The 25258-nt window shown below is 68.3% G+C and carries 24 protein-coding genes; 5 read left to right on the top strand and 19 right to left on the bottom strand.

The window, feature by feature from the left end; genetic code table 11:
• Position 1 precedes the first annotated feature (1 nt).
• Genes ATI37_RS01410 through ATI37_RS01400 form a run of 3 tightly spaced genes read right to left on the bottom strand, consistent with a single transcriptional unit; the run spans position 2 to position 2415 of the window.
• Entirely contained in the window at positions 2-760 is a 759-nt protein-coding gene (locus ATI37_RS01410; RefSeq protein WP_117236780.1) for a 50S ribosomal protein L11 methyltransferase, read from the bottom strand.
• Positions 761-764: 4 nt separating this feature from the next.
• Positions 765-1361, bottom strand: a complete 597-nt coding sequence (locus tag ATI37_RS01405; RefSeq protein WP_117236779.1) for a helix-turn-helix transcriptional regulator — start codon at positions 1359-1361, stop codon at positions 765-767.
• A 1-nt stretch (position 1362) separates the two neighbouring features.
• Entirely contained in the window at positions 1363-2415 is a 1053-nt protein-coding gene (locus ATI37_RS01400) for an Mrp/NBP35 family ATP-binding protein (protein WP_117236778.1), read from the bottom strand.
• A gap of 72 nt (positions 2416-2487) precedes the next feature.
• Between ATI37_RS01400 and ATI37_RS01395 the strand changes: the two genes are divergently transcribed.
• Positions 2488-3090, top strand: a complete 603-nt coding sequence (locus ATI37_RS01395; RefSeq protein ID WP_117236777.1) for a hypothetical protein — start codon at positions 2488-2490, stop codon at positions 3088-3090.
• On the opposite strand, the gene ATI37_RS01390 is transcribed toward ATI37_RS01395, so the two are convergent.
• The gene (locus ATI37_RS01390) at positions 3060-3620 is read right to left on the bottom strand and encodes a Uma2 family endonuclease (RefSeq protein WP_117236776.1); all 561 of its coding nucleotides are present in this window, start codon (positions 3618-3620) and stop codon (positions 3060-3062) included. The two genes, ATI37_RS01395 and ATI37_RS01390, sit on opposite strands and share 31 nt — an antisense overlap.
• Positions 3621-3659: 39 nt before the next feature.
• On the opposite strand from ATI37_RS01390, the gene ATI37_RS01385 reads away from it, so the two are divergent.
• Entirely contained in the window at positions 3660-6248 is a 2589-nt protein-coding gene (locus ATI37_RS01385; protein WP_117236775.1) for a valine--tRNA ligase, read from the top strand.
• Here ATI37_RS01385 and ATI37_RS01380 read toward each other — a convergent pair.
• From ATI37_RS01380 to trpC, 5 genes are read right to left on the bottom strand one after another with little or no spacing between them, the layout of a single operon-like run.
• Positions 6232-6795, bottom strand: a complete 564-nt coding sequence (locus tag ATI37_RS01380) for a DUF6812 domain-containing protein (RefSeq protein WP_117236774.1) — start codon at positions 6793-6795, stop codon at positions 6232-6234. The two genes, ATI37_RS01385 and ATI37_RS01380, sit on opposite strands and share 17 nt — an antisense overlap.
• Entirely contained in the window at positions 6767-8764 is a 1998-nt protein-coding gene (locus tag ATI37_RS01375; RefSeq protein WP_117236773.1) for a single-stranded-DNA-specific exonuclease RecJ, read from the bottom strand. Before ATI37_RS01375 ends, ATI37_RS01380 begins: the two co-directional genes overlap by 29 nt.
• On the bottom strand, positions 8761-9075 hold the full coding sequence (locus tag ATI37_RS01370) for a lipopolysaccharide assembly protein LapA domain-containing protein (RefSeq protein WP_117236772.1): 315 nt from the start codon (positions 9073-9075) through the stop codon (positions 8761-8763). Before ATI37_RS01370 ends, ATI37_RS01375 begins: the two co-directional genes overlap by 4 nt.
• A complete protein-coding gene (locus ATI37_RS01365; RefSeq protein ID WP_117236771.1) occupies positions 9072-9779 on the bottom strand; it encodes a 1-(5-phosphoribosyl)-5-[(5-phosphoribosylamino)methylideneamino] imidazole-4-carboxamide isomerase in 708 nt (235 codons plus the stop codon). Before ATI37_RS01365 ends, ATI37_RS01370 begins: the two co-directional genes overlap by 4 nt.
• A 4-nt stretch (positions 9780-9783) precedes the next feature.
• Positions 9784-10548 carry an indole-3-glycerol phosphate synthase TrpC gene (gene trpC / locus ATI37_RS01360; protein ID WP_117236770.1) on the bottom strand — a complete coding sequence of 255 codons (765 nt, stop codon included), beginning with the start codon at positions 10546-10548 and terminating at the stop codon, positions 9784-9786.
• A 242-nt stretch (positions 10549-10790) separates the two neighbouring features.
• Between trpC and ATI37_RS11895 the strand changes: the two genes are divergently transcribed.
• From ATI37_RS11895 to ATI37_RS01345, 3 genes are all read left to right on the top strand, one after another.
• On the top strand, positions 10791-11189 hold the full coding sequence (locus ATI37_RS11895) for a hypothetical protein (RefSeq protein WP_232822410.1): 399 nt from the start codon (positions 10791-10793) through the stop codon (positions 11187-11189).
• 77 nt (positions 11190-11266) lie between these two features.
• On the top strand, positions 11267-11680 hold the full coding sequence (locus ATI37_RS01350) for a helix-turn-helix domain-containing protein (protein ID WP_117236769.1): 414 nt from the start codon (positions 11267-11269) through the stop codon (positions 11678-11680).
• Positions 11677-12516, top strand: a complete 840-nt coding sequence (locus ATI37_RS01345; RefSeq protein ID WP_117236768.1) for a patatin-like phospholipase family protein — start codon at positions 11677-11679, stop codon at positions 12514-12516. The genes ATI37_RS01350 and ATI37_RS01345 overlap by 4 nt, the downstream gene beginning before the upstream one ends.
• Positions 12517-12523: 7 nt before the next feature.
• Here ATI37_RS01345 and ATI37_RS01340 read toward each other — a convergent pair whose 3' ends face one another.
• From ATI37_RS01340 to rimO, 10 genes are all read right to left on the bottom strand, one after another.
• Positions 12524-12922, bottom strand: coding sequence for a hypothetical protein (locus ATI37_RS01340; protein WP_117236767.1), 399 nt, complete (start codon positions 12920-12922; stop codon positions 12524-12526).
• A 2-nt stretch (positions 12923-12924) separates the two neighbouring features.
• Complete coding sequence (locus ATI37_RS01335; RefSeq protein ID WP_117236766.1) at positions 12925-13659, bottom strand: amino acid ABC transporter ATP-binding protein; 735 nt, start codon at positions 13657-13659, stop codon at positions 12925-12927.
• Between the two features lie 6 nt (positions 13660-13665).
• Positions 13666-15639 carry a TRAP transporter permease gene (locus ATI37_RS01330; RefSeq protein WP_117236765.1) on the bottom strand — a complete coding sequence of 658 codons (1974 nt, stop codon included), beginning with the start codon at positions 15637-15639 and terminating at the stop codon, positions 13666-13668.
• A 54-nt stretch (positions 15640-15693) separates the two neighbouring features.
• Complete coding sequence (locus tag ATI37_RS01325; protein ID WP_117238474.1) at positions 15694-16638, bottom strand: TAXI family TRAP transporter solute-binding subunit; 945 nt, start codon at positions 16636-16638, stop codon at positions 15694-15696.
• Positions 16639-16702: 64 nt separating this feature from the next.
• Complete coding sequence (locus ATI37_RS01320; RefSeq protein ID WP_117238473.1) at positions 16703-17491, bottom strand: amino acid ABC transporter permease; 789 nt, start codon at positions 17489-17491, stop codon at positions 16703-16705.
• Between the two features lie 51 nt (positions 17492-17542).
• Positions 17543-18307: an ABC transporter substrate-binding protein gene (locus tag ATI37_RS01315; RefSeq protein ID WP_117236764.1), complete on the bottom strand. Its 765-nt coding sequence runs from the start codon at positions 18305-18307 to the stop codon at positions 17543-17545.
• A 134-nt stretch (positions 18308-18441) separates the two neighbouring features.
• Positions 18442-20898 carry an alpha-glucan family phosphorylase gene (gene glgP, locus ATI37_RS01310; RefSeq protein ID WP_117236763.1) on the bottom strand — a complete coding sequence of 819 codons (2457 nt, stop codon included), beginning with the start codon at positions 20896-20898 and terminating at the stop codon, positions 18442-18444.
• Positions 20899-21132: 234 nt separating this feature from the next.
• A complete protein-coding gene (locus tag ATI37_RS01305; RefSeq protein WP_117236762.1) occupies positions 21133-22605 on the bottom strand; it encodes a TrkH family potassium uptake protein in 1473 nt (490 codons plus the stop codon).
• Positions 22577-23914: a Trk system potassium transporter TrkA gene (gene trkA / locus ATI37_RS01300; RefSeq protein ID WP_117236761.1), complete on the bottom strand. Its 1338-nt coding sequence runs from the start codon at positions 23912-23914 to the stop codon at positions 22577-22579. Before trkA ends, ATI37_RS01305 begins: the two co-directional genes overlap by 29 nt.
• A 12-nt stretch (positions 23915-23926) precedes the next feature.
• Positions 23927-25231 carry a 30S ribosomal protein S12 methylthiotransferase RimO gene (gene rimO / locus ATI37_RS01295; RefSeq protein ID WP_117236760.1) on the bottom strand — a complete coding sequence of 435 codons (1305 nt, stop codon included), beginning with the start codon at positions 25229-25231 and terminating at the stop codon, positions 23927-23929.
• Between the last annotated feature and the right edge of the window lie 27 nt (positions 25232-25258).

Genomic DNA, 25258 nt, shown 5'->3' with positions numbered 1-25258 from the left:
CTCACCTCCTGTAGACCAGGAGGACCCACTCCCCTTCGGCCTCCTCCTCCACAAGGGGAAGGTCCTCCAGGGCGGCCCTTACCAGGTGGACCTTCTCCTTGAGGATCCCCGTGAGGAGGAGCCTCCCCCCGGGGGCCAAGGCCTCCTTGTAGAGGGGGGCAAGCTCGGCGTGGAGCTCGGCGAAGAGGTTGGCCACGATGAGGCCGAAGGGGGCGAAGGGGAGGGCGGCCTCGAGGCTTCCCAGCAAAAACCGGGGGGAAACCCCGTTGGCCCGGGCGTTGGCCTCCGCCTGGGGGAGGACGGCGGGGTCTATGTCCACGCCCAGGGCCTTCCCCCCAAGCTTCTCTGCGGCGATGCTCAAGATGCCGCTTCCCGTGCCCACGTCCAGGACCTTCTCCCCAGGGGAGAGGTGACGGGCCAAGGCCTCTAGGGCCAGGCGGGTGGTCTCGTGGTGCCCGGTGCCGAAGGCCATGCCGGGCTCCAGGACCAAGGGAATCCCTTCCCCTTCCCAGGGGTGCCAGGGGGCCAGGACCACGAAAGGAGGGGCCCAGGCGGGCTTCAGATCCCGCCGCCAAGCCTCTAACCAGTCCTCATCGGGAAGCTCCTGCCACTCGCCCCCATAGGGGAGGTCCCTTGGGGCGGGGAAGTAGGCCAGGACCTCCCCCTCCCCCTCCAAGAGGCCCCGGGCCCCCCGGTGGAAGAGCTCGGGGATGAGGGAGTCCAGCTCCCAGGGGGTGCCCTTCAGGCGGTAGACCCACACCCCGCTATTCTACCCGGTAGCGGCAGCAGCTTCCCCCCTCAACGATGCGCTCCTCCCGGGAAAGGGGCAGGCCCAAAAGCTCCTGGTAGGCCAGAAGCTCGCTCTGGCAGAGGGCCTCGTGCTCCCGGGAGAGGGCGAGCCTGGGGCAGCGCCGCTGGCAGAGGTAGAGCCGACCCCCCTCCTCCACCACCTCGGCCTCGTACCCCTCCTCCTTGAGGTGCTGGGCCAGGCGGTGGAGCCTTTCCCTCAGGGGAAGGGCCTCGAGGCCCAAGGAGGCCAGGCGGCTCCGGTTCCGCTCCAGGAGAAAGGCCACCACGCCCTCCTGCCCCAGGGCCGCCTCCATGCCCCTAAGCATGTCCCCGCAGAGGAGGGCGTAGGGGCTTTCCCCGTCCTGGGCCCGGTAGAGGCGGTAGGGGCGCCCCCGGCTTTGGCACCGCTTCACCTCGGAGCGCACCAGGCCCCGGGCCTCCAGGTCCTGGAGGTGCTTGCCGATGGCGGCCCGGCTCACCCCCAGGGCCTCGGCCACCTCCTTGGCCGTGAGGGGGCGGGCCCTAAGGAGCTCCAGGACCTTTTCCTTGGTGCCTTCCAAGAGGAGGGCCATGCTAGGCCATGGGCAGGGCGATAAAGGTCTGGACGCTGAGGGCGGCGGCCAGTTCCCGGGCCGCCCCCATGAAGGCCTGGGCCTCCGGGCCCTCGGGGTCAGCGGCCACGATGGGGACCCCCCGGTCCCCGCTTTCCCTCAGAGGGAGGGTGAGGGGGATTCCGCCCAGGAAGCGGGCCTTTAGCTTCTCGGCAAGCCTCCTCCCACCCCCCTCCCCGAAGATGAGCGTGGGCTTGCCGCAGTGGGGGCAGAGGAAGGCGCCCATGTTCTCCAAGACCCCGAGGACGGGCACCTGGACCTTCTTGAACATGTCCGCGGCCCGCTCGGCGTCCAGGAGGGCCACCTCCTGGGGGGTGGTGACGATGACCCCGCCGGAGACCCGGGTGAGCTGGGCCAGGGAGAGCTGCACGTCCCCGGTCCCCGGGGGGAGGTCCACCACCAGGTAGTCCAGCTCCCCCCAGTTCACGTCCTCCAAGAACTGCTTGATGGTCCCGTGGAGGATGGGGCCCCGCCAGATCATGGCCTGGCCCGGGGGAACGATGTTGGCCATGGAGAGGACCTTGATGCCGTGGGCCAGGAGGGGCAGGATGCGACGGCTCTGGTCCACCTTGAGCCGCTCCCCTTCCAGGCCGAACATCTTGGCCTGGCTGGGGCCGTAGAGGTCGGCGTCCAGGAGGCCCACCTGGGCCCCTTCCCGGCTTAAGGCCAGGGCCAGGTTGGCGGCCACGGTGCTCTTCCCCACCCCCCCCTTGCCCGAGGCCACGGCCACCACGTGCTTGACCCCGGGGATGGGGTACTGCTCCGGGGGGCGCACCCCGCCCCCAAAGCGCACCCGCACCTCCTCGAGGCCCAAGGGCGTGAGGGCCCGCCGGATGTCCGCCTCGATCTGCCCCTTCAGGGGGCAGGCCGGGGTGGTGAGGTGGATGAGGAGGTCCACTCTCCCTCCCTCCAGGTGGATCTCCCCCACCATGCCCAGGGAGACCAGGTCCTTCCCCAGCTCGGGGTCCAGGACGCCCCGGAGGGCCTCGAGGACCCGCTCTTCGGATAGCGCCATACCTGGGCTAGGCTATACCAGGGGAAAGCTTTGGGCAAGGAACGTCCTCACAGTTTTCATCTATACTCGTGGGTGTACCCCAAGTGGCAGAAGCAGCGCCTTTACGAGCTCCACCTGGCCTGGCTGGTCCAGGGGCCAAGGGGCCTAGAGCTCCTCTTCAAGGTGAACCCCTACGCCCTCTACGAAACCCGGGAGGAGGCCTTGGAGGCGGCTAGGGCCCTCCTCCAAGGGAGGCTGGACCAGGACCCCCGGGTGGGCCGGGGCAGGGCCCCCATCCTCCTTTCCCAGGAGGACCGCGCCTGCTTCCTCGCCCTTTTGGAAAGCGGGAAGGCCCTCCTGCCCTTGGACCGCTACGCCCTTTTGGGCGAGGTGGCCGAGGTGGAGGAGCGTCTCCTCCACAAGGCCCCCTTCCGGGAAGGGAGCAACGTCCTCCATAGCCTAAAGGGCCTCCCCGTCCGCCTCCTCTACACCCCCCTGAACGACCCCGAGGGGGAAAGCCAGGAGGTGGCCAGGGGGAGCCTGGAGGTCCTGCCCGAGGGGATCCGGGTGGGGGATGCCCACCTCCGGATCCCGCCAGACACCCCCATTGAGGGCCTAGCCTACGAGGAGGCCTTCTTCCACCTGGGGGAGGGGCGGTACTACCTCTACGCCCTCTCCAGCTCTACCCCCTCGTAAAGGGCGGCCAGGTCCAAGGCGATGTCCACGCAGGGCAGTAGCACTCGCCCCTCGGTGCGGACCTCGTGGACCACACCCTCCCCTACCTTGCGGTACACCTCTACCCTTGGCTCAGCCGCGCCCACCAGGAGGTAGACCTCGAGGGAAGGCAGGGAGAGGTAGTTCCAGCGTTTCTCTCCCCGGTCCAGGCGCTCCGTGGAGGGGGAAACCACCTCCGCCACCAGACAAGGGGCCTCCTCGTAAAGGGGATGAGGCGAGGGGCTTCCACAAACCACCATGAGGTCCGGGTAATAGACGGTGCGGTCCGAAATCTTTAGCTTCACGGTCTCCGTGTAGAGGCGGCACCCCCTTCTCCGGGCCGCCTCCCTGAGGAGGAAAGCCAGGTTCTGCACGAGGAGATTGTGGGCCTTGCTGGCCCCGGCCATGGCATAGGGAACGCCCTCCACAAGCTCATGGCGCACGGGGCTTTGGGCCTCCATCTCCAGGTAGGCCGCAAGGCTTAAGGGCAACGCCCGGACCGCCTCGCCCATGGCTCCATCCTAGCGCCTACGGGTAAAGTAGAGGGTAGCATGGACCTGCCCAAGGCCTACGATCCCAAGTCCGTGGAACCCAAGTGGGCGGAAAAGTGGGCGCAGAACCCCTTTGTGGCGGACCCCAAAAGGGGCAAGCCCCCGTTTGTCATCTTCATGCCCCCTCCCAACGTCACCGGCAGTCTGCACATGGGCCACGCCCTAGACAACACCTTGCAGGACGCCCTCATCCGCTACAAGCGCATGCGGGGGTTTGAGGCGGTGTGGCTCCCCGGCACCGACCACGCCGGGATCGCCACCCAGGTGGTGGTGGAAAGGCTCCTCCTCAAGGAGGGCAAGACCCGGCACGACCTGGGGCGGGAAGAGTTCTTGAAGCGGGTCTGGCAGTGGAAGGAGGAGTCCGGGGGGACCATCCTGAGGCAGCTCAAGCGCCTGGGGGCCAGCGCCGACTGGAGCCGGGAGGCCTTCACCATGGACGAGGCTCGCTCCCGGGCGGTGCGCTACGCCTTCTGCCGCTACTACCACGAGGGCCTGGCCTACCGGGCCCCCCGCCTCGTCAACTGGTGCCCCCGGTGCGAGACCACCCTCTCGGACCTGGAGGTGGAGACCGAGCCCACCCCGGGCAGGCTCTACACCCTGCGCTACGAGGTGGAGGGGGGCGGGCAGATAGAGATCGCCACGGTGCGCCCCGAGACCGTCTTCGCCGACCAGGCCCTCGCCGTCCACCCCGAGGACGAGCGCTACCAGGGGTCCCTGGGCAAAAAGGCCCGCATCCCCCTTACGGAGATCTGGATCCCCATCCTGGCCGACCCCGCCGTGGAGCGGGAGTTCGGCACCGGGGCCCTCAAGGTCACCCCCGCCCACGACCCCCTGGACTACGAGATCGGGGAAAGGCACGGCCTTTTGCCCGTCTCCGTCATCAACCTCGAGGGCCGGATGGAGGGGGAAAGGGTCCCCGAGGCCCTAAGGGGCTTGGACCGCTTTGCGGCCCGGAGGAAGGCGGTGGAGCTCTTCCGGGAGGCGGGCCACCTGGTGAAGGAGGAGGACTACACCATCGCCCTCGCCACCTGCTCCCGTTGCGGCACCCCCATCGAATACGCCATCTTCCCCCAGTGGTGGCTCCGGATGAGGCCCCTGGCGGAGGAGGTCTTGAGGGGCCTGGAGCGGGGCGAGATCGCCTTCGTCCCCGAAAGGTGGAAAAGGGTCAACATAGACTGGCTGAGGAACGTCCGGGACTGGAACATCTCCCGGCAGCTCTGGTGGGGGCACCAGATCCCCGCCTGGTACTGCGGGGACTGCGGGGCGGTGAACGTTCCTAAGCCCGAAAGCTACCTGGAAGACCCCCAGGCCTGCGAGGCCTGCGGAAGCCCAAACCTCAGGCGGGACGAGGACGTCTTTGACACCTGGTTCTCCTCGGCCCTTTGGCCCCTTTCCACCCTGGGCTGGCCCGAGGCGACCGAGGACCTGAAGGCCTTCTACCCCAGCGATGTCCTGGTCTCGGGCTACGACATCCTCTTCCTCTGGGTTTCCCGCATGGAAGTGTCGGGCTACCACTTCCTCGGGGAAAGGCCCTTCAAGACCGTCCTCCTCCACGGCCTGGTCCTGGACGAGAAGGGCCAGAAGATGTCCAAGTCCAAGGGGAACGTGATAGACCCCCTGGAGATGGTGGAGCGCTACGGGGCCGACGCCCTGCGCTTCGCCCTCGCCTACCTGGCCACGGGAGGGCAGGACGTGAGGCTGGACCTCCGCTGGCTGGAGATGGCCAGGAACTTCGCTAACAAGCTCTTCAACGCCGCCCGCTTCGTCCTCCTCGCCCGGGAGGGCTTCACCCCCAGGGAGGACACCCCCACCTTGGCGGACCGGTTCATGAGAAGCCGCCTCAGCCGGGGCATAGAGGAGATCACCGCCCTCTACGAGGCCCTGGACCTGGCCCAGGCGGCCCGAGAGGCCTACGAGCTCATCTGGAGCGAGTTCTGCGACTGGTACCTGGAAGCCAGCAAACCCGCTCTAAGGGCCGGAAACGCCCACACCCTAAGGACCCTGGAGGAAACCCTTTCGGCCCTCCTCAAGCTCCTCCACCCCATCATGCCCTTCCTCACCAGCGAGCTCTACGGGGCCCTCACGGGGAAGGAGGAGCTCGCCCTCGAGGCCTGGCCCGAGCCCGGCCCCCAGGACCCGGAGGCCGAGGCCCATTTTGAGGCCCTGAGGCAGGCGGTGACGGCGGTGAGGGCCCTGAAGGCGGAGGCGGGGCTTCCCCAGGGGGAGGAGGTCAGGGTCCATTTGGAAGGGGATACCCACCCAGCCAGGGAAAACCTCCCCGTCTTCCGCTTCCTGGCCCGGGCGGAGCTTCTCCCGGAGCGCCCCGAGAAGGCCTTGGTCAAGGCCATGCCCAAGGTGACGGTGAGGATGCCCCTGGAGGGGCTTCTGGACGTGGAGGCGTGGAAGCGCCGCCAGGAGAAACGCCTCAAGGAGCTCCTGGAGCTTGCGGAAAGGAGCCAGAGGAAGCTTTCCGCCTCAGGCTTTAGGGAGAAGGCCCCCAAGGAGGTGGTGGAGGCCGAGGAGGCGAGGCTTAAGGAGAACCTGGCCCAGGCGGAGAGGATCCGGGAGGCCCTCAGCCAAATAGGGTGAGCCGGGGGTCCTGCCCCTCACCTGGAGCCTCGGCGATCCCCTCTGCCAGGCGTAGGTTCACGGTGAGAAAGGGGAAGCGCTCCAAAGGTTCCAGCTCCACGACGGGCTTCTCCGGGTAAAGGGGGTAGAGGCCGGCCTCGAGGAGGGTCTGGAAGGGCTTGGCCTGGGAGAGGAAGTCGGAAAGGCGCACCCCCTTGGGTACGTGGAGCTCTCCCGCCAAGAGGTAGTCCCCAAAGAGGAAGGCTAGGCGCTTCCTCTCCAGAAGGCCAGGGCTGGTGCGGGGCTCGGCGGGCCTCCCCCCCGCCACCCACTGGATCCTTTCCTTCCTCAGGGCCAGGAACCCCGTGCTGGCCTTGAGTTCCTTCGCGTTGGGGGGGTGGCGGAAGCCGGGGACGTAGACGAGGGCCCCGGTCACGGGCAGGTAAACCTTGTCCGCATTGAGGAGGTCCGCGGTGCCGGAGCCCGGCACCAGGTAGATGAGGCCGTAGACCCGGTAGGCCCCGGTGTGGATCCGGGCCTCATGGGCTTCCCGCGGCTGCTTGTACACGGCTTACCTCCCAGTAGGCCACAAGGGCCTCGCTGAAAAGGGGGGCGTGCCCCCGCTCGTAGGCCAGGAGGAGGCGGCGGGCGATCAGGGCCTTCAGCCTCGCCTCCGGCGTGGGAAGAGGGGGGGGCAGGGAAAGCCTGGCCCGGGCCTCCCGGCCCAGGGCCACCTCCACCCGGGCCACGGCCACCCTCCCCGGAGGCAGGCCCAGCCAGATGGGGGCCTCCTCGGGGGGAAGGAGGCGGAAGCCCGCCCTCCTGGCGTACTCCAGGCCCTCGGGGTTGTCCTCAGGGATGTAGACCCCCTCCCCCATCCGGGCCCGGGCCAGGGCCTCGGGCAGGGGGAGGGGATGGGCGAAGGGCTCCACACCCCCCAAGAGCTCCCCGGGCTTCCGCAGGTGGACCGCCTGGACCTCGTAGCCCACGCTCCCATTCCAGGCGTTCTCCGTGAGGAGGCCCGCCACCTCCACCTCTCCCGGCAGTTCCACTCCCCCCCTGCGCCAGGCCACCACCCGCACCCCATGGAGGCGGAAGGCCAGGTGCCTCCCCTCCCCCAGGGTGCGGACCTCCTCCGGGGAGCCCTGGAGGAGGAAAAGGGGCTCGGGGTTGCCCGGCCCGTGGGGCTCCAGGGCCCCAAGCTCCCGGTGGACCTGGGGCAGGAGGCCAGGCGAGGGCAAGGGGGCGAGGATGGGGACCTCGGGCTCGGGCTCGGGGAAGCGGGCGGCGTATTCCAGAAGCCTCCTTCTGAGCTCGGGAAAGCGGGCCTCGTCCAGGGCGAAGCCCGCGGCCTCCCTATGCCCCCCAAAGCGCTGGAGGAGGTCCTCCACGCTCCTTAGGGCCTCGAGGGCGCTAATGGGGGGAAGGCTCCGCACCGTGCCCTTCCCCTGGGCCACCAGGAAGACGGGCCTATGGGTGGCCTCCAGGATCCGGCTCGCCACGATGCCCATGACCCCGGGGTGCCCCTCCTCGTCCCGGAGGACGATGGCCTTCTCCTCCGGGTCCACCCGGGGCAGGAGGCGCTGGAGCATCCTCTCCTCTATGGCCTGGCGGTGGGCGTTCAGGCGGTTTAGCTCCTCCACCAAGGCCCTAGCCTCCTCTTCGCTTTCCGCAAGGAGGAGCCTCAAGGCCTTCTCCGCCTCTCCCAGCCGGCTTGCGGCGTTGATGCGGGGGGCGATGCGGAAGGCCACCTCGTCCGCCCTACCCGTGTAGCCCACGGCCTGGGCCAGGAGCCTAAGGCCCACCCAGGGGGAGGTGGGAATCCGGCCCAGGCCCTCCTTGACCAGGGCCCGGTTCCAGCCCAGGAGGGGGGCCACGTCGGCGATGGTGCCCACCGCGGCCAGATCGGCGTACTCCAGGGGAGGGGGAAGCCCAAGCCGCTCGTGGAGGGCCCAAAGGAGGAGGAAGGCCACCCCGGCCCCCGTGGGGCGCTCCCCCAGGCCCGGGGTGTAGGCGGGGTGGAGGACCACCCCGGGGGGTGGGGCCTCCTTGGGGGTGTGGTGGTCGGTGACCAGGACCTCCACCCCATTTTCCAAAAGTTCCCCAAGCTCAGCGTGGTTGGCGATGCCGCAGTCCACGGTGAGGAAGACGTCGGCGGCCAGGAGGTGCTCCGGGACCCGCTCCATGAGGACCCCGTAGCCCTCCTCGAGGCGGTGGGGGATGAAGGGGTGGACCTCTGCCCCCAAGGCGGAAAGGCCCCGGACCAGGATGGCCGTGCCCGTGAGGCCGTCGGCGTCGTAGTCCCCGTGGATGCGGATCCGCTTGCCCTCCCTTAGGGCCCTCTGGAGAAGGTCCACCGCCTCCCCCAACCCCTTGAGGGGCAAGAGGCGGAGGGGGGGGTCCAGGTCCTCCCTGCGCCGCACCCCCCGGTGCCAGAGGGCCAAGGCCGCCTCCGGCCCCACCCCGAAGGCCGCCATCACCTCCCGCCACTCCTCGAGGGGGGGCAGGGAAAGGAGGCGCCAGCGGAGGCGGCTCATGCCTCGTCCCGGTCGGGGATCCTGGGGATCTCCTCTATGCGCTCCCGCTTCAGAGCGTCCACTTCCCCCTGAAGCCGCCGGATCTCCCGCAGGAGCCGCCCCCTCTCCCCCACCCCCCTAAGCCAGAAGGCCAGGGCGAAAAGCCCCCCCACCAAGAGGCCCAGGAGGTAGGCCCCGGGAAGGAGGTAGTAGAGGGGCAAAGGCCCCGAGGGGGAGGGCACCTCCAGAAAGGGGTAGGCGTAGTAGAGGTAGACCCCCGCCCCTGCCGCCCCCAGGCTCGCCAGGAGGAAGACCCACTGCAGGAGCTTCATACCACCTCCAAGGCTTCCCGGAGGAGGATCCGCCCCTCGTACAGGGCCTTGCCCAAAATGGCCCCCTCCACCCCCAGGCGCCCTAGGGCGAGGAGGTCCCCAAGGCCGGCGATCCCCCCCCCGGCGATGAGGGCGTGGGGCCAGGCCTCCCGCACCCGGGCCACGGCCTCGAGGTCCAGGCCCAAGAGGGTCCCGTCCCGGCGCACGTCGGTGTAGATGAGGGTACGCACCCCCATGGCCGCCCAGGTCTTGAGGAGGTCCAAGGCGGAAACCGGGGCCCTCTCCCGCCAGCCCGCGACCACCACCTCTAACCCCCGGGCGTCCAGGGCCACGGCCAGGCGCCCGGGGCCCGCCACAGAAAGCATCCTCTCCAGGAGGGCCAGGTCCTTGACCGCCACCGTGCCCACCACCGCCCGGTCCGCCCCCAGGGCCAGGGCCTCCTGGAGGGCCTCGAGGGTCCGGATTCCCCCGGCGAGCTCAAAGGGGACCCTAAGGACTTCCCGAAGCCTCAGGAGGGCCTCCCGGTTGTTCCCAGTCCCCAGGGCCCGGTCCAGGTCCACCAGGTGGAGGTAGCGGGCCCCCTCCTCCTGGAAGCGCAGGGCAGCCAAAAGGGGGTCCCCGTAGGGGGTTTCCCGGGCAGGGTCCCCCTCCAGGAGGCGCACCGCCTGGCCTCCTTTCAGGTCTAAGGCGGGGATGAGGAGCATGGCCCTATCCTACAAGCTCCCGCACGGCCTCGGCCAAATCGGGCCGCCTCATGAGGCTTGTGCCCACCAGCACCGCATCAAAAAGGCCCTCGAGGGGCTTTAGGTCCTCCTTCCTGGCGTACCCGGACTCCGCCACCAAGAGACCCCCAAAGCCCCGCTCCCGGGCCAGCCTGCCCAGTCTTGGAGCGGTGGCGAGGTCCACCCCTAGGCTCACCAGGTCCCGGTTGTTGATGCCCAGGACCTCCGCCCCGCTCTCCAGGGCCAGCTCCAGCTCCCTTGCCGTGTGCACCTCCACTAGGGCATCCAGGCCCAGGGCCCGGGCCCGCTCCAAGTAGGCCCCGGTCAGCTCTCCCAAAAGGGCCACGATGAGGAGGATGGCGCTAGCCCCATAGGCCCGGGCCTCCTCCAGCATGAAGGGGTCCACCACGAAGTCCTTGCGCAGAAGGGGGAGGCCCACCGCCTGGCGCACCCGCTTCAGGTGCAAAAGGCTTCCCCCAAAGCGGTGGGGTTCGGTGAGGACGCTGATGGCCCGGGCCCCGCCCCGCTCGTAGGCCAAGGCGGCCTCCACGGGGTCCACCTCCCGGATGAGCCCCTCGGAGGGGCTTTGCCGCTTCACCTCGGCGATGAGGGAAAGCCCGGGAAGGGCCAGGGCCTGGGCGAAGGAGGGAACGGAGGGAGGCTCGGGAAGGGGGTAGGGGACCACCTCCAGGGCCCTCCTCCTGGCGATCTCCCCTAAGACCCCGGGCACACGGGAAAGGTCCGGCCGCATGAGGGTTATTCTAAATCCCAATGGGCCCATTCCCCCTTCCTGGCGTACTCTTTTTAGATGCATGCGTCCTGTATCCAGCCCCCACACGGGACCTCTTCATGCGCCTGGCCCTGGACGAAAGACTGGGGATTCGCCTCAAGTGGAGCCAGAGGGTGCAAGAGGAGTGGCTTTCCCGCCTCCTATAAGACCGGGCGGATCTAAACGAGGACCAGCGGAGCCGCCTGCGGCAGACCCCAGCCCGCATGCTCCAGGCTCTGGCCTTTCAAGAACCCCTTGTGGAGGGGTACGAACACCTAGTCCCGGAGGTCCACCTGCCCGATAAGCAAGACCGCCACGTGGTGGCCGCCGCTTTCTGGGGTGGGGCCGAGGCCATCCTCACCTTCAACCTCCAGGACTTCCCAGAAGAGGCCCTGGAGCCTTGGGAGCTGGTGGCCTTCCACCCCGATGCGTACCTCTTGGAGCTAGCGGAAAGCTTGATCCGAAGGAGCAGCTTGCCCGAACCCCTCCTTCGGATCTTGAGGGAGCAAAGGGAGGCGCTCAAGAACCCTCCCCTGGATAGGGATGCCTTCCTAGATAGACTTGCCCGTATAGGGCTAGAGCGGTTTGTTAGCCTCCTACAGGCCTATAAGAACTTCCTCTAGCCCCCACCCGCTTTCACCTCCGGGCATCCGGAGGCCCTGTTGCGTTTATTTCGTTTGCGTGCTACCCTGTTCTTGATATGGCAGGCCTGGTCTTCGCCCCACCGGAAGCGAAGGAGGAGATCCTTCTCTTCCTCAAAAACCTGGCCCCAGGCAAGCGGATTCACTTGGGAGAAGTTTCCCTGAGGGTGACGCCCGAACTGGAACACCTTCTCCGGCAGATCCTGGAGTCCCTTGCCCACGGGACCCCCGTAAGGGTGGTACCTTTGGAAGCCGAGCTCACCACGGGGGAAGCGGCGGCGATCCTCGGGGTGTCCCGGCCTTACCTAGTCCGGCTTTTGGAGGAAGGGGCCATCCCCTACCACAAGGTGGGAACGCATCGGCGCATTCGGGGCAAGGATCTTTTGGAGTACTTGGAGCGCTCCCGCCGGCAAGGTAAGGACCTCGTGAACCAGCTGACGGCGGAAGCTCAGGAGTTGGGGCTCGGATATTGAAACGGGGCGTGGCCTTGGCCTTGGGGGGTGGGGGTGTCAGGGGGTACGCCCACCTGGGGGTCCTCGAGGTCCTGGAAGGGGCCGGGATTCCCATCCAAGGCCTCTCGGGAAGCTCCGCCGGGGCCCTGGCCGCCGCGGGTTTTGCCTTCGGCCACCGGGATCCCTACAAGGTGCACGAGGCCGTCTTTGATCCGGAGATCGCCCGCCTGGCCCAAGGCGGCGGCCTCGGGGCCCTGGCCCGCCTCTTCAGGGCCCTCCGCCGCCCCTACCTGGCCGAGACCAGGCGGTTGGAAGAGGGTTTGAAAACCCTCTTCGGCGAAGCCCTGCTGAAGGAAAGCCCCATACCCCTAGCCATCCAGGCCGCCGACCTCCTCATGGGAGAGGCGGTGGTCCTAAGGCAAGGCCCGGTCTGGAAGGCCGTCCTCGCCAGCATGGCCATCCCCGGCCTCTTCCCCCCGGTCCTCTGGGAGGGGAGGCTCTTGGTGGATGGGGACGTGGCGGAGAAGGTGCCCGTGCGGGCGGCCAAGGCCCTCTTCCCCAAGGTGGTGGCCGTGGACGTGTCCAACCCCCCGCCCAAGGAGCCGCCCAAGACGGCCCTCGAGGCCGCTCTCCTGGCGGGGGAGGCCAGCCGCTCCCGCCTCAAGGCCCTGGCCCTCAAGGGGGCGGACCTGGTCATCCCCCTGGACCCCCCTTTTCCCATAGCCACCTTTGACCAGGAGAAGCTTTCCCTGGTCTACGGGCTTGGGCAAAGGCGGGCCCGGGAATGGCTCAGGGAGGTCCAGGCTCTGGCCCAGGTGCGCCTTAGGGACCTCCTTCCCCGCCGCCTGGCCCTCTGAGCCCGCCTCAGGACCCCCTCCCCAGATGGGCCTCCCCTTGGCGGAGGAGGAGGAGGAAGAGCCCCAGGCCCAGGGGGAAGAGCCCCAATCCCCAGGGCCTTAAGAGAAGGCCTATCACCCCCAGGAAGAGGAAGGCCCCAGCCCCCAGGCCCACGGCCACAAGGGGGGCCAGGAGGCCCTCCCCCTTGCCCCCCAAGGCCCCTCGGGCGTGGAGGTAAAGCCCGGCCGCCCCCAGAAGGGCCAGGAGGAACAGGGCGGGGTGGGGTGCGGGGGGAAGGAGGAAGGCCAGGGGAAGGAGGACCATCCCCTGGATCGCCAAAAGGGCCAGGGCGTAAAGCCTAAGACCCCTCCGCCTTTGGGCGGGGTCCGCCTTGGGGTTCAGGAGGGCCCGGAAAAGCCCCTCCATGCCTAGTGGTGGAGCACCCGTTGGAGGAAACTCCGGGTGCGCTCCCCCTTGGGATGAGTGAAGATCTCCTCCGGCCTCCCCTCCTCCACGATCTGCCCCCCGTCCATGAAGACCACCCGGTCCGCCACCTCCCGGGCGAAGCCCATCTCGTGGGTCACCACCACCATGGTCATCCCGCCCCGGGCCAGGTCCCGCATCGCGTCCAACACCTCCCCCACCATCTCCGGGTCCAAGGCGCTCGTGGGCTCGTCAAAGAGCATCACCTTGGGCTCCATGGCCAGGGCCCGGGCGATGGCCACCCGCTGCTGCTGCCCTCCGGAGAGCTGCCCCGGGCGCTTCCCCGCCTGGTCCAGGATCCCCACCCGCTCCAAAAGCTCCAAGGCCTTCCGCTCCGCCCGCTCCCGGGACCAGCCCCTAACCCGCATGGGGGCCAGGGCGATGTTCTCCAGGACCGTCATGTGGGGGAAGAGGTTGAACTGCTGGAAGACCATCCCCACCTCCCGCCGCACCGCCCGCAGGGCCCGCTCGTCCTTCACGTTATGCCCGTCCACGACCACCTCCCCCTCCTGGAAGTCCTCCAGGCGGTTTATGGTGCGGATCAGGGTGCTCTTCCCCGAACCCGAAGGGCCGATGATGACCAACTTCTCCCCCGGGGCCACCTCCAGGTTGATCCCCTTCAGGACGTGCAAAGGGCCAAACCACTTGTGGAGGTTGCGGATCTGGATGATGGGCTCCACTTCCCGCTATTTTCGCACCCGCTGGGCTATGTAGACAAGGCCGAGGAGCGAGAGGCCAACGAGGTCCGTGGCCAGCCCCGGCACCACCAGGGCGAGGGCCGCAAGGAGGAGGAGGGCCCGATCCAGGAGGTTCGTGGGCTTGTGAAGAAAGCCCACCAGGCTGGCGCTGAAGGCGGTCAAGCCCAGGAGGGCGGTGAGGAAGATCCCGAGGCCCTCCCCCCAGGAGTCCACCCCCAGGAGGAGGAGCTTGGGGTTGAAGAAGAACATGTAGGCCAAAAGGGCAGTCCTCAGCTCGTAGACGAAGCCCTGCACCGCCGTCTTCCAGAAGTTGGAGCGGGCGATGGCGCTAGCGGCGTAGGCGGCCAGGGCCACAGGGGGCGTGGAGTCAGCCATGATGCCAAAGTAGAAGACAAACATGTGCGCGGCCACAGGGGGGACGGGGTAGCCCGCCTTCTCGGAAAGCCCTAGCACCACCGGCACCACCAAGGAGGCCATGACGATGTAGTTGGCCGTGGTGGGAAGCCCCATGCCCAGGAGGAGGCTCGTGAGCTGGGCCAGGAGGAGGACCAGGACCAGGTTCCCTCCGGAAAGCCTCTCCACGATGTCCGCGAGGCCGAAGCCGATCCCGGTCATAGTGACGATGCCCACGATGATCCCAGCGCTCCCCGTGGCCAGGGCGATGCCCACCATGCTCCGGGCGCCCGCCTCGAGGCCCTCCACGAGAAGCCGGACACCCCTGAGGACCCCGAAGCCTAGCCCCGCCCCACCCCGCCAGGCGCGCCAAGCCTCCTGCAGGAGGATGAGGAGGGCCATGAGGAAGACCGTGTTCAGAGCGGCCCGCTCCGGGGTCAGGCGGAGGACCACCAGGGCGTAGATCAGGTAGACCAGGGGCAGGAGGTAGTGGAGCCCAGAGCGGAGGACCGGGGCCAGGGGGGGAAGCTCGGAGCGGGGCACCCCCTTGAGGCCCAGGCGCAGGGCCTCGAGGTGCACGGTGATGAAGAGGGTGGCGTAGGCCAGGAGGGCCGGCACCACGGCGATCAGGATCAGGTTGGCGTAGGGGATGCCCAGGAACTCCGCCATGATGAAGGCCGCCGCCCCCATGACCGGGGGCATGAGCTGGCCGTTGGAGGAGCTGGCCACCTCCACCGCCCCCGCCTTCTCCGGGGGGTAGCCCACCCGCCGCATCAGGGGGATGGTGAAGGTCCCCGTGGTGACCACGTTGGAGACCGAGCTCCCCGAGACCACCCCGGTGAGGGCGCTGGCCACCACCGCCGCCTTGGCCGGCCCCCCCCGGAAGTGGCCCAGGAGGGCGTAGGCCGCCTGGATGAAAAAGTAGCCCGCCCCTGCCCTCTCCAGGAGGGCCCCGAAGAGGACGAAGAGGAAGACGAAGGTGGCGGAGACCCCCAAGGGCACCCCAAAGATGCCCTCGGCGGTGGTGTAGAGCTGGCCCATGAGCGAGCCCCACCCGCTGCCGGCGTGGAGCTGGAGCCAGGGGGGAAGGGTAAAGGGGATGAGGCCCCTAGGCCCCGTGAGGGCGTAGAGGATGAAGACCGAGGCGATGAGGGGCAGGGCGGGCCCCACCACCCGCCAGGCGGCTAAGAAGAGGACGGCAAGGGTCAGGGTGCCGAAGAAGACGTCCCGCTCGCTGGGAATCCCGCCCCGGAGCTGGGTGATGCCGTAGTAGTCCGCCACCACGTAAAGGGCCCCCGCCGCCCCCAGGAGGGCGAGGATCCAGTCCAAAAGGGGGATGCGGTCCACAGGACCCCGCCTGCCGGAGTAGGCCAGGAAGGCCAGGGCTAGGGCGAAGGCCAGGTGGATGGCCCTGAGGCGCACGGGGTCCAGCGTCCCCGCCTGGGTGGCCCAGATCTGGAAGAGGCTCCACGCCACCCCCAGGGCAAGGAGGAGGAAGCGGGTCCCGCCCTTAGGCCTCCTTCCCCCCAGCTCGCCCTTTTCGGCCAAGCGCAAAGCGTCCCTTTCCATATCGCCTCCAGGCAAAAGGGGCCCCCAGGGGGGCCCCTGGGGGCCAGGGGGAGCCTACCTCAAGACCCCCAGTTCCCTGTAGAAGCGCTCCGCCCCGGGGTGCAAGGGGATGGGCAGGCCCCTCACTGCCCTTTCCAGGGCGAAGAAGCGCTCCAGGTTGGGGTGGATCCTCTTGAAGGCCTCCTGGTCGCCGAAGACCGCCCTCATGAACCGGTACACCGTGTCGGGAGCAAGCCTCTCCGAGGCGATGAGCATGGCCTGCACCGCCACCGTGGGGGTGACGACCTCCACACCCCTGTAGGTTCCCCCTGGGATGTTGAAGCGGACGTAGAAGGGGTACCTCTGGGCAAGGGCCTGGACGCGGTCCAGGTCCACCGCCACCAGGGCGATGGGGGTGGTGAGGGCCAGCTGCTGGAGGGCGGAGGCCCCCAGGCCCACGGTGTAGAAGAGGGCATCCGCCCGCCGGTCCTGCACCAGTTGGATGCCCTGCACGGGACCCACCCGGATCGTCTGGCCCAGGTCCTCAAAGCGCAGGCCGTAGGCCTCGAGGATCTGCCGGGCGTTCTGCTCCGTGCCCGAGCCCACATCGCCCACCACCACCCGCTTGCCCCTGAGGTCGGCCACGGTGCGGATGCCCGCGTCCGCCCGGGCCACGATGTGGACCACCTCGGGGTAGAGGGCGGCCAGGGCCCGGATGCCCCTCACCGGCCGGCCGTCAAAGGCGGGGATGCAGCACCCCTGAAAGGCGTAGTGGCTGATGTCGTTCTGGGCCAGGGCCATCTCAAACTCCCCGGCGGCGATGGCGTTGATGTTGGCCACGCTCCCCCCCGTGGAGCGGGCGTTGGCCCGGATACCCACGCCCGCCTCGTTCACCAGCCTGGCCATGCCCGTGGCCACGGGAAAGTAGACCCCCGTGGTCGCCCCGGAGCCGATGGTGAGGAACTCCTGGGCGGAACCTAGCCCTAGAAAGGCCAAACCGACCAAGATCGCGCGCCTCATCCGCATAAACCCACCTCCTTCTGGCCGCCAGAAGTATACCCCATGCATCCGCCCCCTTCAAGCTCTAGCGGCCCTCCTCCCTGAGCTGGCGCTCCAGGCGGTTGGTGAACTGGGTGAGCACCGTGGTGAGGAGGAGGTAGATGGCGGCCACGGCCAGGTAGACCTCCACGGGGCGGAAGGTGGCGGAGATGATCCGCTGGCCGGAGAGGGCAAGCTCGGTCAGGGCGATGGCGCTGGCCAGAGAGGAGTCCTTGAGAAGGGCCACCACGTTGTTGACCAGGGGGGGCACCACGATGCGCAAGGCCTGGGGCAGGATGACGAAGCGCAGGGTGTCCAGCGGGGAGAGGCCCAAGGACCAGGCGGCCTCCCATTGCCCCTTGGGGATGGCCTGGATGCCCGCCCGCACCACCTCGGCGTTGTAGGCCCCCACGTTGAAGGCGAGGGCGATGAAGGCCGCCCAGTAGGGGGTAAGGGCTTCCTGCGCCCCCGGCCAAAGGGGTTGGAGGAGGAGGGGCAGGGCGTTGTAGGCAAAGAGGATCTGCACCAGGAGGGGCGTGCCCCGGGTCACCCAGATGTAGAAGGCGGCGGGAAGCCTTACCCAGGCCCGGGAGGAAAGCCGGCAAACCCCGGCGAGGATGCCGATGAAAAGCCCGGCGAGGCCGGAGATCAGGGTGAGCTTCAGGGTGATCTCCGCCCCCAGGGCCATGGCCTGCCCCGCCGAGGCCGCCCGCTCCGGGCCGAAGCCCACAAGGAGGAAGTACCGCTCCAGGGCCAGCCCCAGGAGGGCGAAGAAGGCCAAATAGCCGAGAACCAGCAGGACGAGAAGGAGAAGCCAGCGATGCCAGGGGTTCATCATGGGCCAAAGGGGGGGCCCGGGAGCCGACCTCCCCCGGGCCCCAAGCGCCTACTTGCAGCGCACGTCCTCCCCGAACCACTTCTTGGAGATCTCGGCGTAGGTCCCGTCCCGCATCAGGTCGGCCAGGGCCCTGTTCAAGGCCTCCAGGAGGCTCCTATTCCCTTTGGCCACGGCCATGGCCACCCTCTCCTGGAAAACCAACTCCCCTACCTCCAAGGTTCCCTCCAGCCTCCTTTCCCGAATGGCCTCCTTGGCCACGAAGCGGTCGGTGATCCAGGTGTCTATCCGGCCCGCCAGGAGGTCCTGCAGGGCGTCGGGGTCCCTCTGGTAGGTGCGCACCTGCCGAATCCCGGGGATCCTCTGGGCTGCCTCCATGTAGGTGGTGCCGATCTGGACCCCCACTACCCTGCCCCTGAGATCCCCGAGGGTCTTCGGACCCCCTTTCCGGCTCACCAGGATGCCCCCCGTGCAGTAATGGGGGTTGGCGAAGTCCACCGCCCGGGCCCGCTCTTCGGTGATGCCGTGGGAGGCGATGACGAAGTCAAACCGCCCCTGGCCCAGCTGGATGAGGAGGGTGTCAAAGGGCTGGGCGATCCAGCGGGGCCTTAGCTGGAGTTTGCGGGCGATGGCGTTGCCCAGGTCTATCTCAAAGCCCACCAGCTGGTTCCGCTCGTCAAAGTAGTTGAACGGGGGAAACTCCCCCTCAGTGCCGATGCGGATCTCCCCACCCCTCCGGATCTGGTCCAGGGTCCGCACCTGGGCCAGGCCCAAGCCAAGGGCCAGCACGCCGAGGAAAAGCAAGGCCTTGCGCACGGTTCACCTCCTTAGGGCGCACGGGAAGATTATACACCCGAGGAGGGGTGGGCCCAGCCCTGGGAGAGAAGGCTCCAGGGCTTTGCCCAGGTTTCCCCCCGCCCCCCGCCGAGGCGAAAGCCTTGGCGGAGGGCCTAGGCCCAGCGCACCCAGTTCACCCGCCCCGTGACGGGGTGCCGTAGGGCCAGGCGCACCCCATAGCTGTAGCTTCCCGGGCGGGAAGGCCGGTAGTCGACCTCGTACCCCTCCTTCCCCAGGGAAAGGGGCACCACCTCCACCTCCCCGGTGCTCCGCCTGGCCACCAGCTGCACCTCGAGGAAGGGCCCCAGGGCCTCGGGCACATCCCCCTCCAGGAAGGCCCGCACCCTTAGGGCCTCCCCGTTCAGGGTGAGGTGGCCGGGGGCCTCCACCCGGAGGCTCAGGGCGTGGAAGGCAGGAAGGGCTTGGTGGAAGGCGAGGAGGAGGTCCTTCTCCTCCCGGGCCCTTTTGGCCATCTCCGCCCCCCTTTCGTAAAGGGCCAGGTACTCCCCCACCATCCGGGCGGCGCTAAAGCGGGGGCCCACGGTGCGCAGGCTCTCGTGGACCATGGAAAGCCACCCCGAGGAGTAGCCCTCAGGCCCCTTGGCGTAGAAGAGGGGGAGGACCTCCGCCTCCAGCACGTCGTACAGGGCCTGGGCGTCCGCCATGTCCTGGGCCTCCTCGTTCTCGTAAACCCGCTCGTCCCCGATGGCGAAGCCGTTCTTACCGTTGAAGGCCTCGGCCCACCACCCGTCCAGGACGCTCAGGTTCAGGACGCCGTTCAAGGCCGCCTTCATCCCGCTGGTGCCGCTGGCCTCCATGGGGCGGCGGGGGGTGTTGAGCCAGACGTCCGAGCCCTGGACCAGGACCCGGGCCAGGTACATGTCGTAGTCCTCCAGGAAGACCATGCGGTCCTCGAGGCCGTACTCCCGGATCTTGGAGAAAAGCTCCTGCAGGTAGGCTTTACCCGGCTCGTCCTTGGGGTGGGCCTTGCCAGCAAAGACGAACTGCACCGGATGGGGCCCTTGGAGAATCTTCAGGAGGCGCTCCGGGTCCTTGAAGAGGAGGATGGCCCGCTTGTAGGTAGCGAAACGGCGGGCAAAGCCAATGGTCAGGGCCTCGGGGTCCAAGAGGCGCTCCGCAGCCCTCAGGCGGCTTGGGCTTTCCCCGTTGCGGCGGCGCTGCTCGTAGATCCGCCGCCGCACCTCCCGGACCAGATCGGCCCTAAGGTCCTTGTGGATGCGCCAAAACACCTCCCCCAGGTCCTCCACCTTCCAGGTGCTGGGATCCTCGGGGCGCCTCAGCCACTCGGGGCCGAAGACCTCCGCATAATGCTGGCGCAGCCGCGGGTGGAGGAAGGTCCAGGTATGGACCCCGTTGGTCACGTGGCCGATGGGCACCTCCTCGGGGAGGAGCCCAGGCCAAAGGTGCCGGAACATTTCCCGGGAGACCTCCCCGTGCAGGCGGCTCACCCCGCCCGCCTGGGCACTGGTGTTAAGCGCGAGGTGGGACATGGAAAAGACCTTGCCCCAGGGTTTCTCCTCGAGGCCCAGCCCCAGGAGCCCATCCCGGTCCGTGCCCAACTTCTCCCAGAAACCTTCCAGGTAGCGGTCCACAATCTCCAGGGGAAAGGTGTCGTGCCCGGCGGGTACGGGGGTATGGGTGGTGAAGAGGGCTCCGCTTTTGGCTATCTCCAGGGCCACAGGGAAGGGGTGCCCCTCGGCCACCAACTCCCGCACCCGCTCCAGGCCCAAAAAGGCCGAGTGCCCCTCGTTCATGTGGAAGACCTCGGGGGCCAGCCCCAAGGCCCGGAGGAGGCGCACCCCCCCAATCCCCAGGACCAGCTCCTGCTGGATGCGCATCTCCAGGCCTGGGGCGTAGAGCCTGGCGGTGATGGCCTGGTCTTCCGGGGCGTTCTCGGGAAGGTTGGCGGTAAGAAGGTAAACGGGCACCGCCCCCACCTGCACCCGGTAGGCAGCAAGCCGCACAGACCGCCCTGGGAACTCCACCGCCACGGTGAGGGGCCTGCCCTCCTTGTCCCTCATCGGGATGAGGGGCAACTCCTCGGGACGCAGGGCCTCGTAGACCTCCACCTGAGCCCCCTCGGGGGAAAGGCGCTGGTGGAAGTAGCCCTCGTGGTAGAAGATCCCCACCCCCACCAGGTTCAGCCCCAGATCGCTGGCTGCCTTCACATGATCCCCCGCCAGGACGCCAAGCCCCCCGGAGTAGATGGGCAAGGAGCTGTGGAAGCCGTACTCCGCCGAGAAGTAGGCGGTGAGGGGTCCCCTCTTGGTCTGCCGCGCCCTCAGGTAGTCGCGAAGGGCCTGGACCACCGCCTGGACCCGGGCGGGGTAGCTGGTGGCGGCCAGGGCCTCCAGCCGGTCGGGGTCGGCCTCGAGGAGGAGCTTCACCGGGTTCCCCCGGAAGCGCTTCCAAAGCGAAGGGTCTACCTCCTGGAAAAGCCCCGCCGCCTCCGGATTCCAGCTCCACCAGAGGTTGAGGGCCAGTACCCTGAGCCCCTCTAGGGTTTCCGGTAGCTGGGGCATGGCCGTGATGTGCCCTAGCGTCCTCACAGGTAAGGATTATACGTCACATGGGGGCATGCGGGCCTAGGCCACCCTAGCGCCCTCACAGGCAAGGATCACACCCTGTTCCTCGAGCCCTGCCCACCGCCCAACTCACAAGGCGTACCCCGGAAAGGTACACCGGGGTCCCCGACCAAGCCGGCCGGCCCCCTAAACAAGGCCCTCCTCGGTCGGGAAGGGCGAGGGATTCTGGGGAAAGGGGCACCGCGCCCACCCCTTGGCTCACCGCAGCCTGCGCCAGAGCTCGGGGCTGAGAAGGAGGGCCACGGGGAGGATCTCTATCCGGCCCGCCCACATCTGCAGGATCAGGACCGCTTTGGATAGGGGGTGAAGGTCCCCATATGACCCAAAGGGCCCCACCTCTCCGAGCCCAGGGCCGATGTTCCCGATGGCCTGGGCGCTGGCGGAAAAGGCCACCACGAAGTCCCCCTCCAAAACGCCCAGGACCACCGCCCCAAAGGCGAAGAAGAGGGTGTAGAGGAAGACGAAGACGGAAACCTGCCTCAAGGCCTCCTCCCCCACCACCCGCCCCCCGAGCCTAAGGGGCAGGACCGCCTGGGGGTGAAGGGTGCGGATGACCTCCCGGCGCAGAAGCCCAAAAAGCAGGAGCCAACGCACGAGCTTTACGCTTCCGGCCGCGGAACCCGCGCTCCCCCCGATGAACATGAGGGCCACGAGGATGGCCTGGGCAGGCACGGCCCACGCCGCAAAGTCGGCGCTGGCGTAGCCGGTTCCGGTGAGAATGGTCAGGGTTTGGAAAAAGGCGTGGCGCAGGCTGGCCTCGAGGCCGTACCCGTGGTGGTAGCGCAGGAGAAAGGCGAGGCCCAACCCCACCAGAAGGACGATGCCCACATAGGCGCGAAACTCCGCATCCCGGAGGAGGGGCCGGGCCTCCCGTTGGAAGATGAGGCGGTACTGCAGGAGGAGGTTCACCCCGGCCCAGAACATGAAGAAGGCGCCCGCCCACTGGGCCAGGGGCGCGTAGGCGGCGAAGCTTTGGGGGTTGGGGCTGAACCCCCCAGCGGGGGTGGTGGTGAAGGCGTTGGCCAGGGCCTCAAACAGGGGCACGCCCGCCGCCACGTAAGCCGAAAAGGCCAGCAGCGTAAGGAGGGCGTAGACGCGGAGCACCGCCTGGGCCGTTTCCCGGAGCCTGGGGGTGAGCTTTTCCTTCTCCACCCCAGTGGTCTCGGCGAAGAAGGCCTGGCGGCCCGCCACCTGGAGCTGGGGAAAGACGGCCAAAAAGAGGACCACGATGCCGATCCCCCCCATCCACTGGGAGAGGGCTCGCCAGAGGAAGAGGCTCTGCCCAAACTGGCTGAAGTCCTTGAGGACCGTGGCCCCAGTGGTGGTGAAACCGGACATGGCCTCAAAGAGGGCGTCCAAGTAGCTCATCCCCCCGGAAAGCCAGTAGGGCACAGCCCCCAGGGCGGGAACGGAGAACCACAAGAGGGCCACGCTGGCGAAGACCTCGGCCCGCCGGGGCTGGGTTTCAGGATGGCCAAGGACCCGGAAAAGCCGCCCCACTCCTAACCCCAGGAGGGCGGCCACCGCGAAGCCCCGGGTATCCTCTCCCAGGGCCAGGGCCAGTAGGGCGAAGAGGCCCAAAAGGAGGCCTATCCCCTGGTAGGTGATGCCCAGGAGGTGGAGGCTCGCCCGGAAGCCCCGTCTAGCCGAGGACCTTGGCCAGGGCTTCATCCGCCACCTCCCGGGCCGCCACCAGGAAGAGCCGGTCCCCGGGGAGGGCCTCGAGGGGCTCCCGGTAGAGCATGACCCGGTGGTCCCGCTCCAAGGCGATGGGCACGATCTCGGGCAGGGCCAGGGCCTTGAGGGGCCTGGCCCGGAACTCCTGGGGAAGCTCAACCTCCAAGAGCTCGATGTTCTCTTCCATAGTGGACACGTGCTCCACGTTCTCCGGGCCCAGGAAGTCCAAGACCGAGCGCACCGCCGCCTGCCTCGGGGCCAGGGCCAGGTCTATGCCCACCTGCTCAAAGAGCCTGCGGGTCTCCGAACGGGAGACCCGGGTGATGACCTTGCTCACCCCCAGCCTTTTGGCCAGGAGGGAGGCGAGAAGGTTCTTCTCATCGTTGTCGGTGACGGCCACCACCACGTCCGTTTCCCTTACACCCTCCGCCTCCAACAGCTCTATGTCCGTGCCGTCCCCATGGATGACCAGGGCCTGGGGGAGCTCCTGGGAAAGCCACTCGCAGCGCACACGGTTGGACTCAACGACCACCACTTCCACCCGCCGCCTAAGGAGCTCCTGGGCCACCATAAGGCCCACGTTACCCCCTCCCAGGATCATCACCCGGCGCACCCCCCGCCCCACGGTGAAGCAGGCCTCCAACTCGGCGAAGGCTCTGGCCGTGGTGGTGAAGAGGAGCTTGTCCCCAGGCTCCAGGACCAGCTCGGGGAAATCGGGGTGGGCAAAGCCCAAAAAGATCCCGTCCCGCACCACCCCCACCACCAAAACCCCCTCCGGCCAGGTGAGCTCGGCGAGGAGGCGGCGGGCGTAAGGCCCCCCTTCCTTCACCCGGTACTCCGCGAAGCGAAGGCGCCCTTCGGCCAGAATCTCCACGTCCACGGCTTCGGGCACCAGGATCACCTCCACGATCTCCCGGGCCATGGCCCGTTGCGGCCAGAGGACCTTGTCAATGCGGGTGCCCAGGATCTCCGCCGTCCTGGGGTCGGCCAGGACGTCCACGTACCCCCCCTTGCCCACAAAGCAGAGGACCTGCCTGGCCCCCAGGCCCTTGGCCAGAAGGGAGGCCAGGAGGTTGACCTCGTCGGAGTTGGTGCTAGCGATGAAGAGGTCCGCCCGGTCCACCCCCGCCTCCCTAAGGGCATCGGGGTCCGTGGCCCCCCCCACCACCACCTTCACGTCCAAGGAGGCCAAGCGCTCCCGGGCCTGGGGGTTGCGGTCAATGACCACCACCTCGTGGGCTCTTTCCAGGGTTCGGGCCAGCTCCCCGCCCACCTCTCCGCCCCCGGCGATGACGATGTACATACCGCCCCTATCCTAAACCTGGACTCCGAAGAGGTCGTGGGTGTCCGCCCGGGTGATGCGCGCCCGTATCCTCTCCCCCACCCGCACGGTGCCGTCGGTCCTCACGTAGACCACCCCGTCTATCCCGGGGGAGTCCCGGTAGGACCGGCCCACCGCCAAGCCCGGCTCGGGGAGGTCGTCCACCAGGACCTCGAGGGTGCGGCCCACGAAGCCCCGGTTTTTCTCAAGGCTCACCCTGGACTGGACCTCCATCAGCCTCGCCAGGCGCTCCGCCTTGACCTCCTCGGGGATGGGGTCGGGGAGGAGGTTGGCCTCCGCCCCCTCCACCGGGGAGTAGGCGAAGGCCCCCACCCGGTCCAGCCGCGCCTCCTCCAAAAACCCCAGAAGGAGCCGGAAGTCCTCCTCCGTCTCCCCAGGAAAGCCCACGATGAAGGTGGAACGGAGGGCGAGCTCCGGCACCACCTCCCGCCAGGCCCTCAGGGTCTTGAGGTGGCTCTCGTACCCTCCGGGGCGGCGCATGAGGCGGAGGATCCTCTCCGAGGCGTGTTGCAGGGGGACGTCCAGGTAGGGGAGGACCTTCCCCTGGGCCATCAGGGGGAGGAGCTGGGCCACGTGGGGGTAGGGGTAGACGTAGTGGAGGCGGATCCAGACCCCAAGCTCCGCCAGGTTCTCCAGGAGGTCCTTGAGGTGGGCCCGGACCCGCCGGTCCCCGTAGAGGCTCTCCCGGTGGCCCAGGTCCACCCCGTAGGCGGAGAGGTCCTGGGCGATGAGGAGGAGCTCCTGGGTGCCCGTGGCCACGAGCCTCCTGGCCTCGGCGAGGACCTGGGCGGCGTCCCGGGAACGCAAGCCTCCGCGGAGCTTGGGGATGATGCAGAAGCTACAACGGTGGTCGCACCCCTCCGAGAGCTTTATGTAGGCGTAGTGGCGGGGGGTGAGCTTCACCTGGGGCGGGACGAGGTCCAAGAAGGGGTCCCGGGGGGCGGGGAGAACCCTCTGGACCGCCTCCAGCACCCGCTCCACCTCCCCGGGTCCCGTCACCGCCAGCACGGCGGGATGGTTTTCCTTGATGACCTCGGGCCTGGCCCCCAGGCACCCGGTAACCACCACCTTCCCGTTCTCCCTCAAGGCCTCCCCGATGGCGCTTAGGCTCTCCTCCACCGCCGGGGTGATGAAGCCGCAGGTGTTGACGATCACGAGCTCCGCCTCCCCGTAAGTGGGGACGGTCTCGTAGCCCAGGGCCCTGAGGCGGGAGAGGATCTGCTCGGAATCCACCAGGGCCTTGGGACATCCCAGGCTGACAAAGCCGATCTTCGCCATAGGCCTCCCGGGACCGGAGTCCCAACG

Source organism: Thermus sediminis (assembly GCF_003426945.1).
Lineage (GTDB): Bacteria > Deinococcota > Deinococci > Deinococcales > Thermaceae > Thermus > Thermus sediminis.
This window is presented reverse-complemented; position numbering and strand designations above follow the sequence as displayed.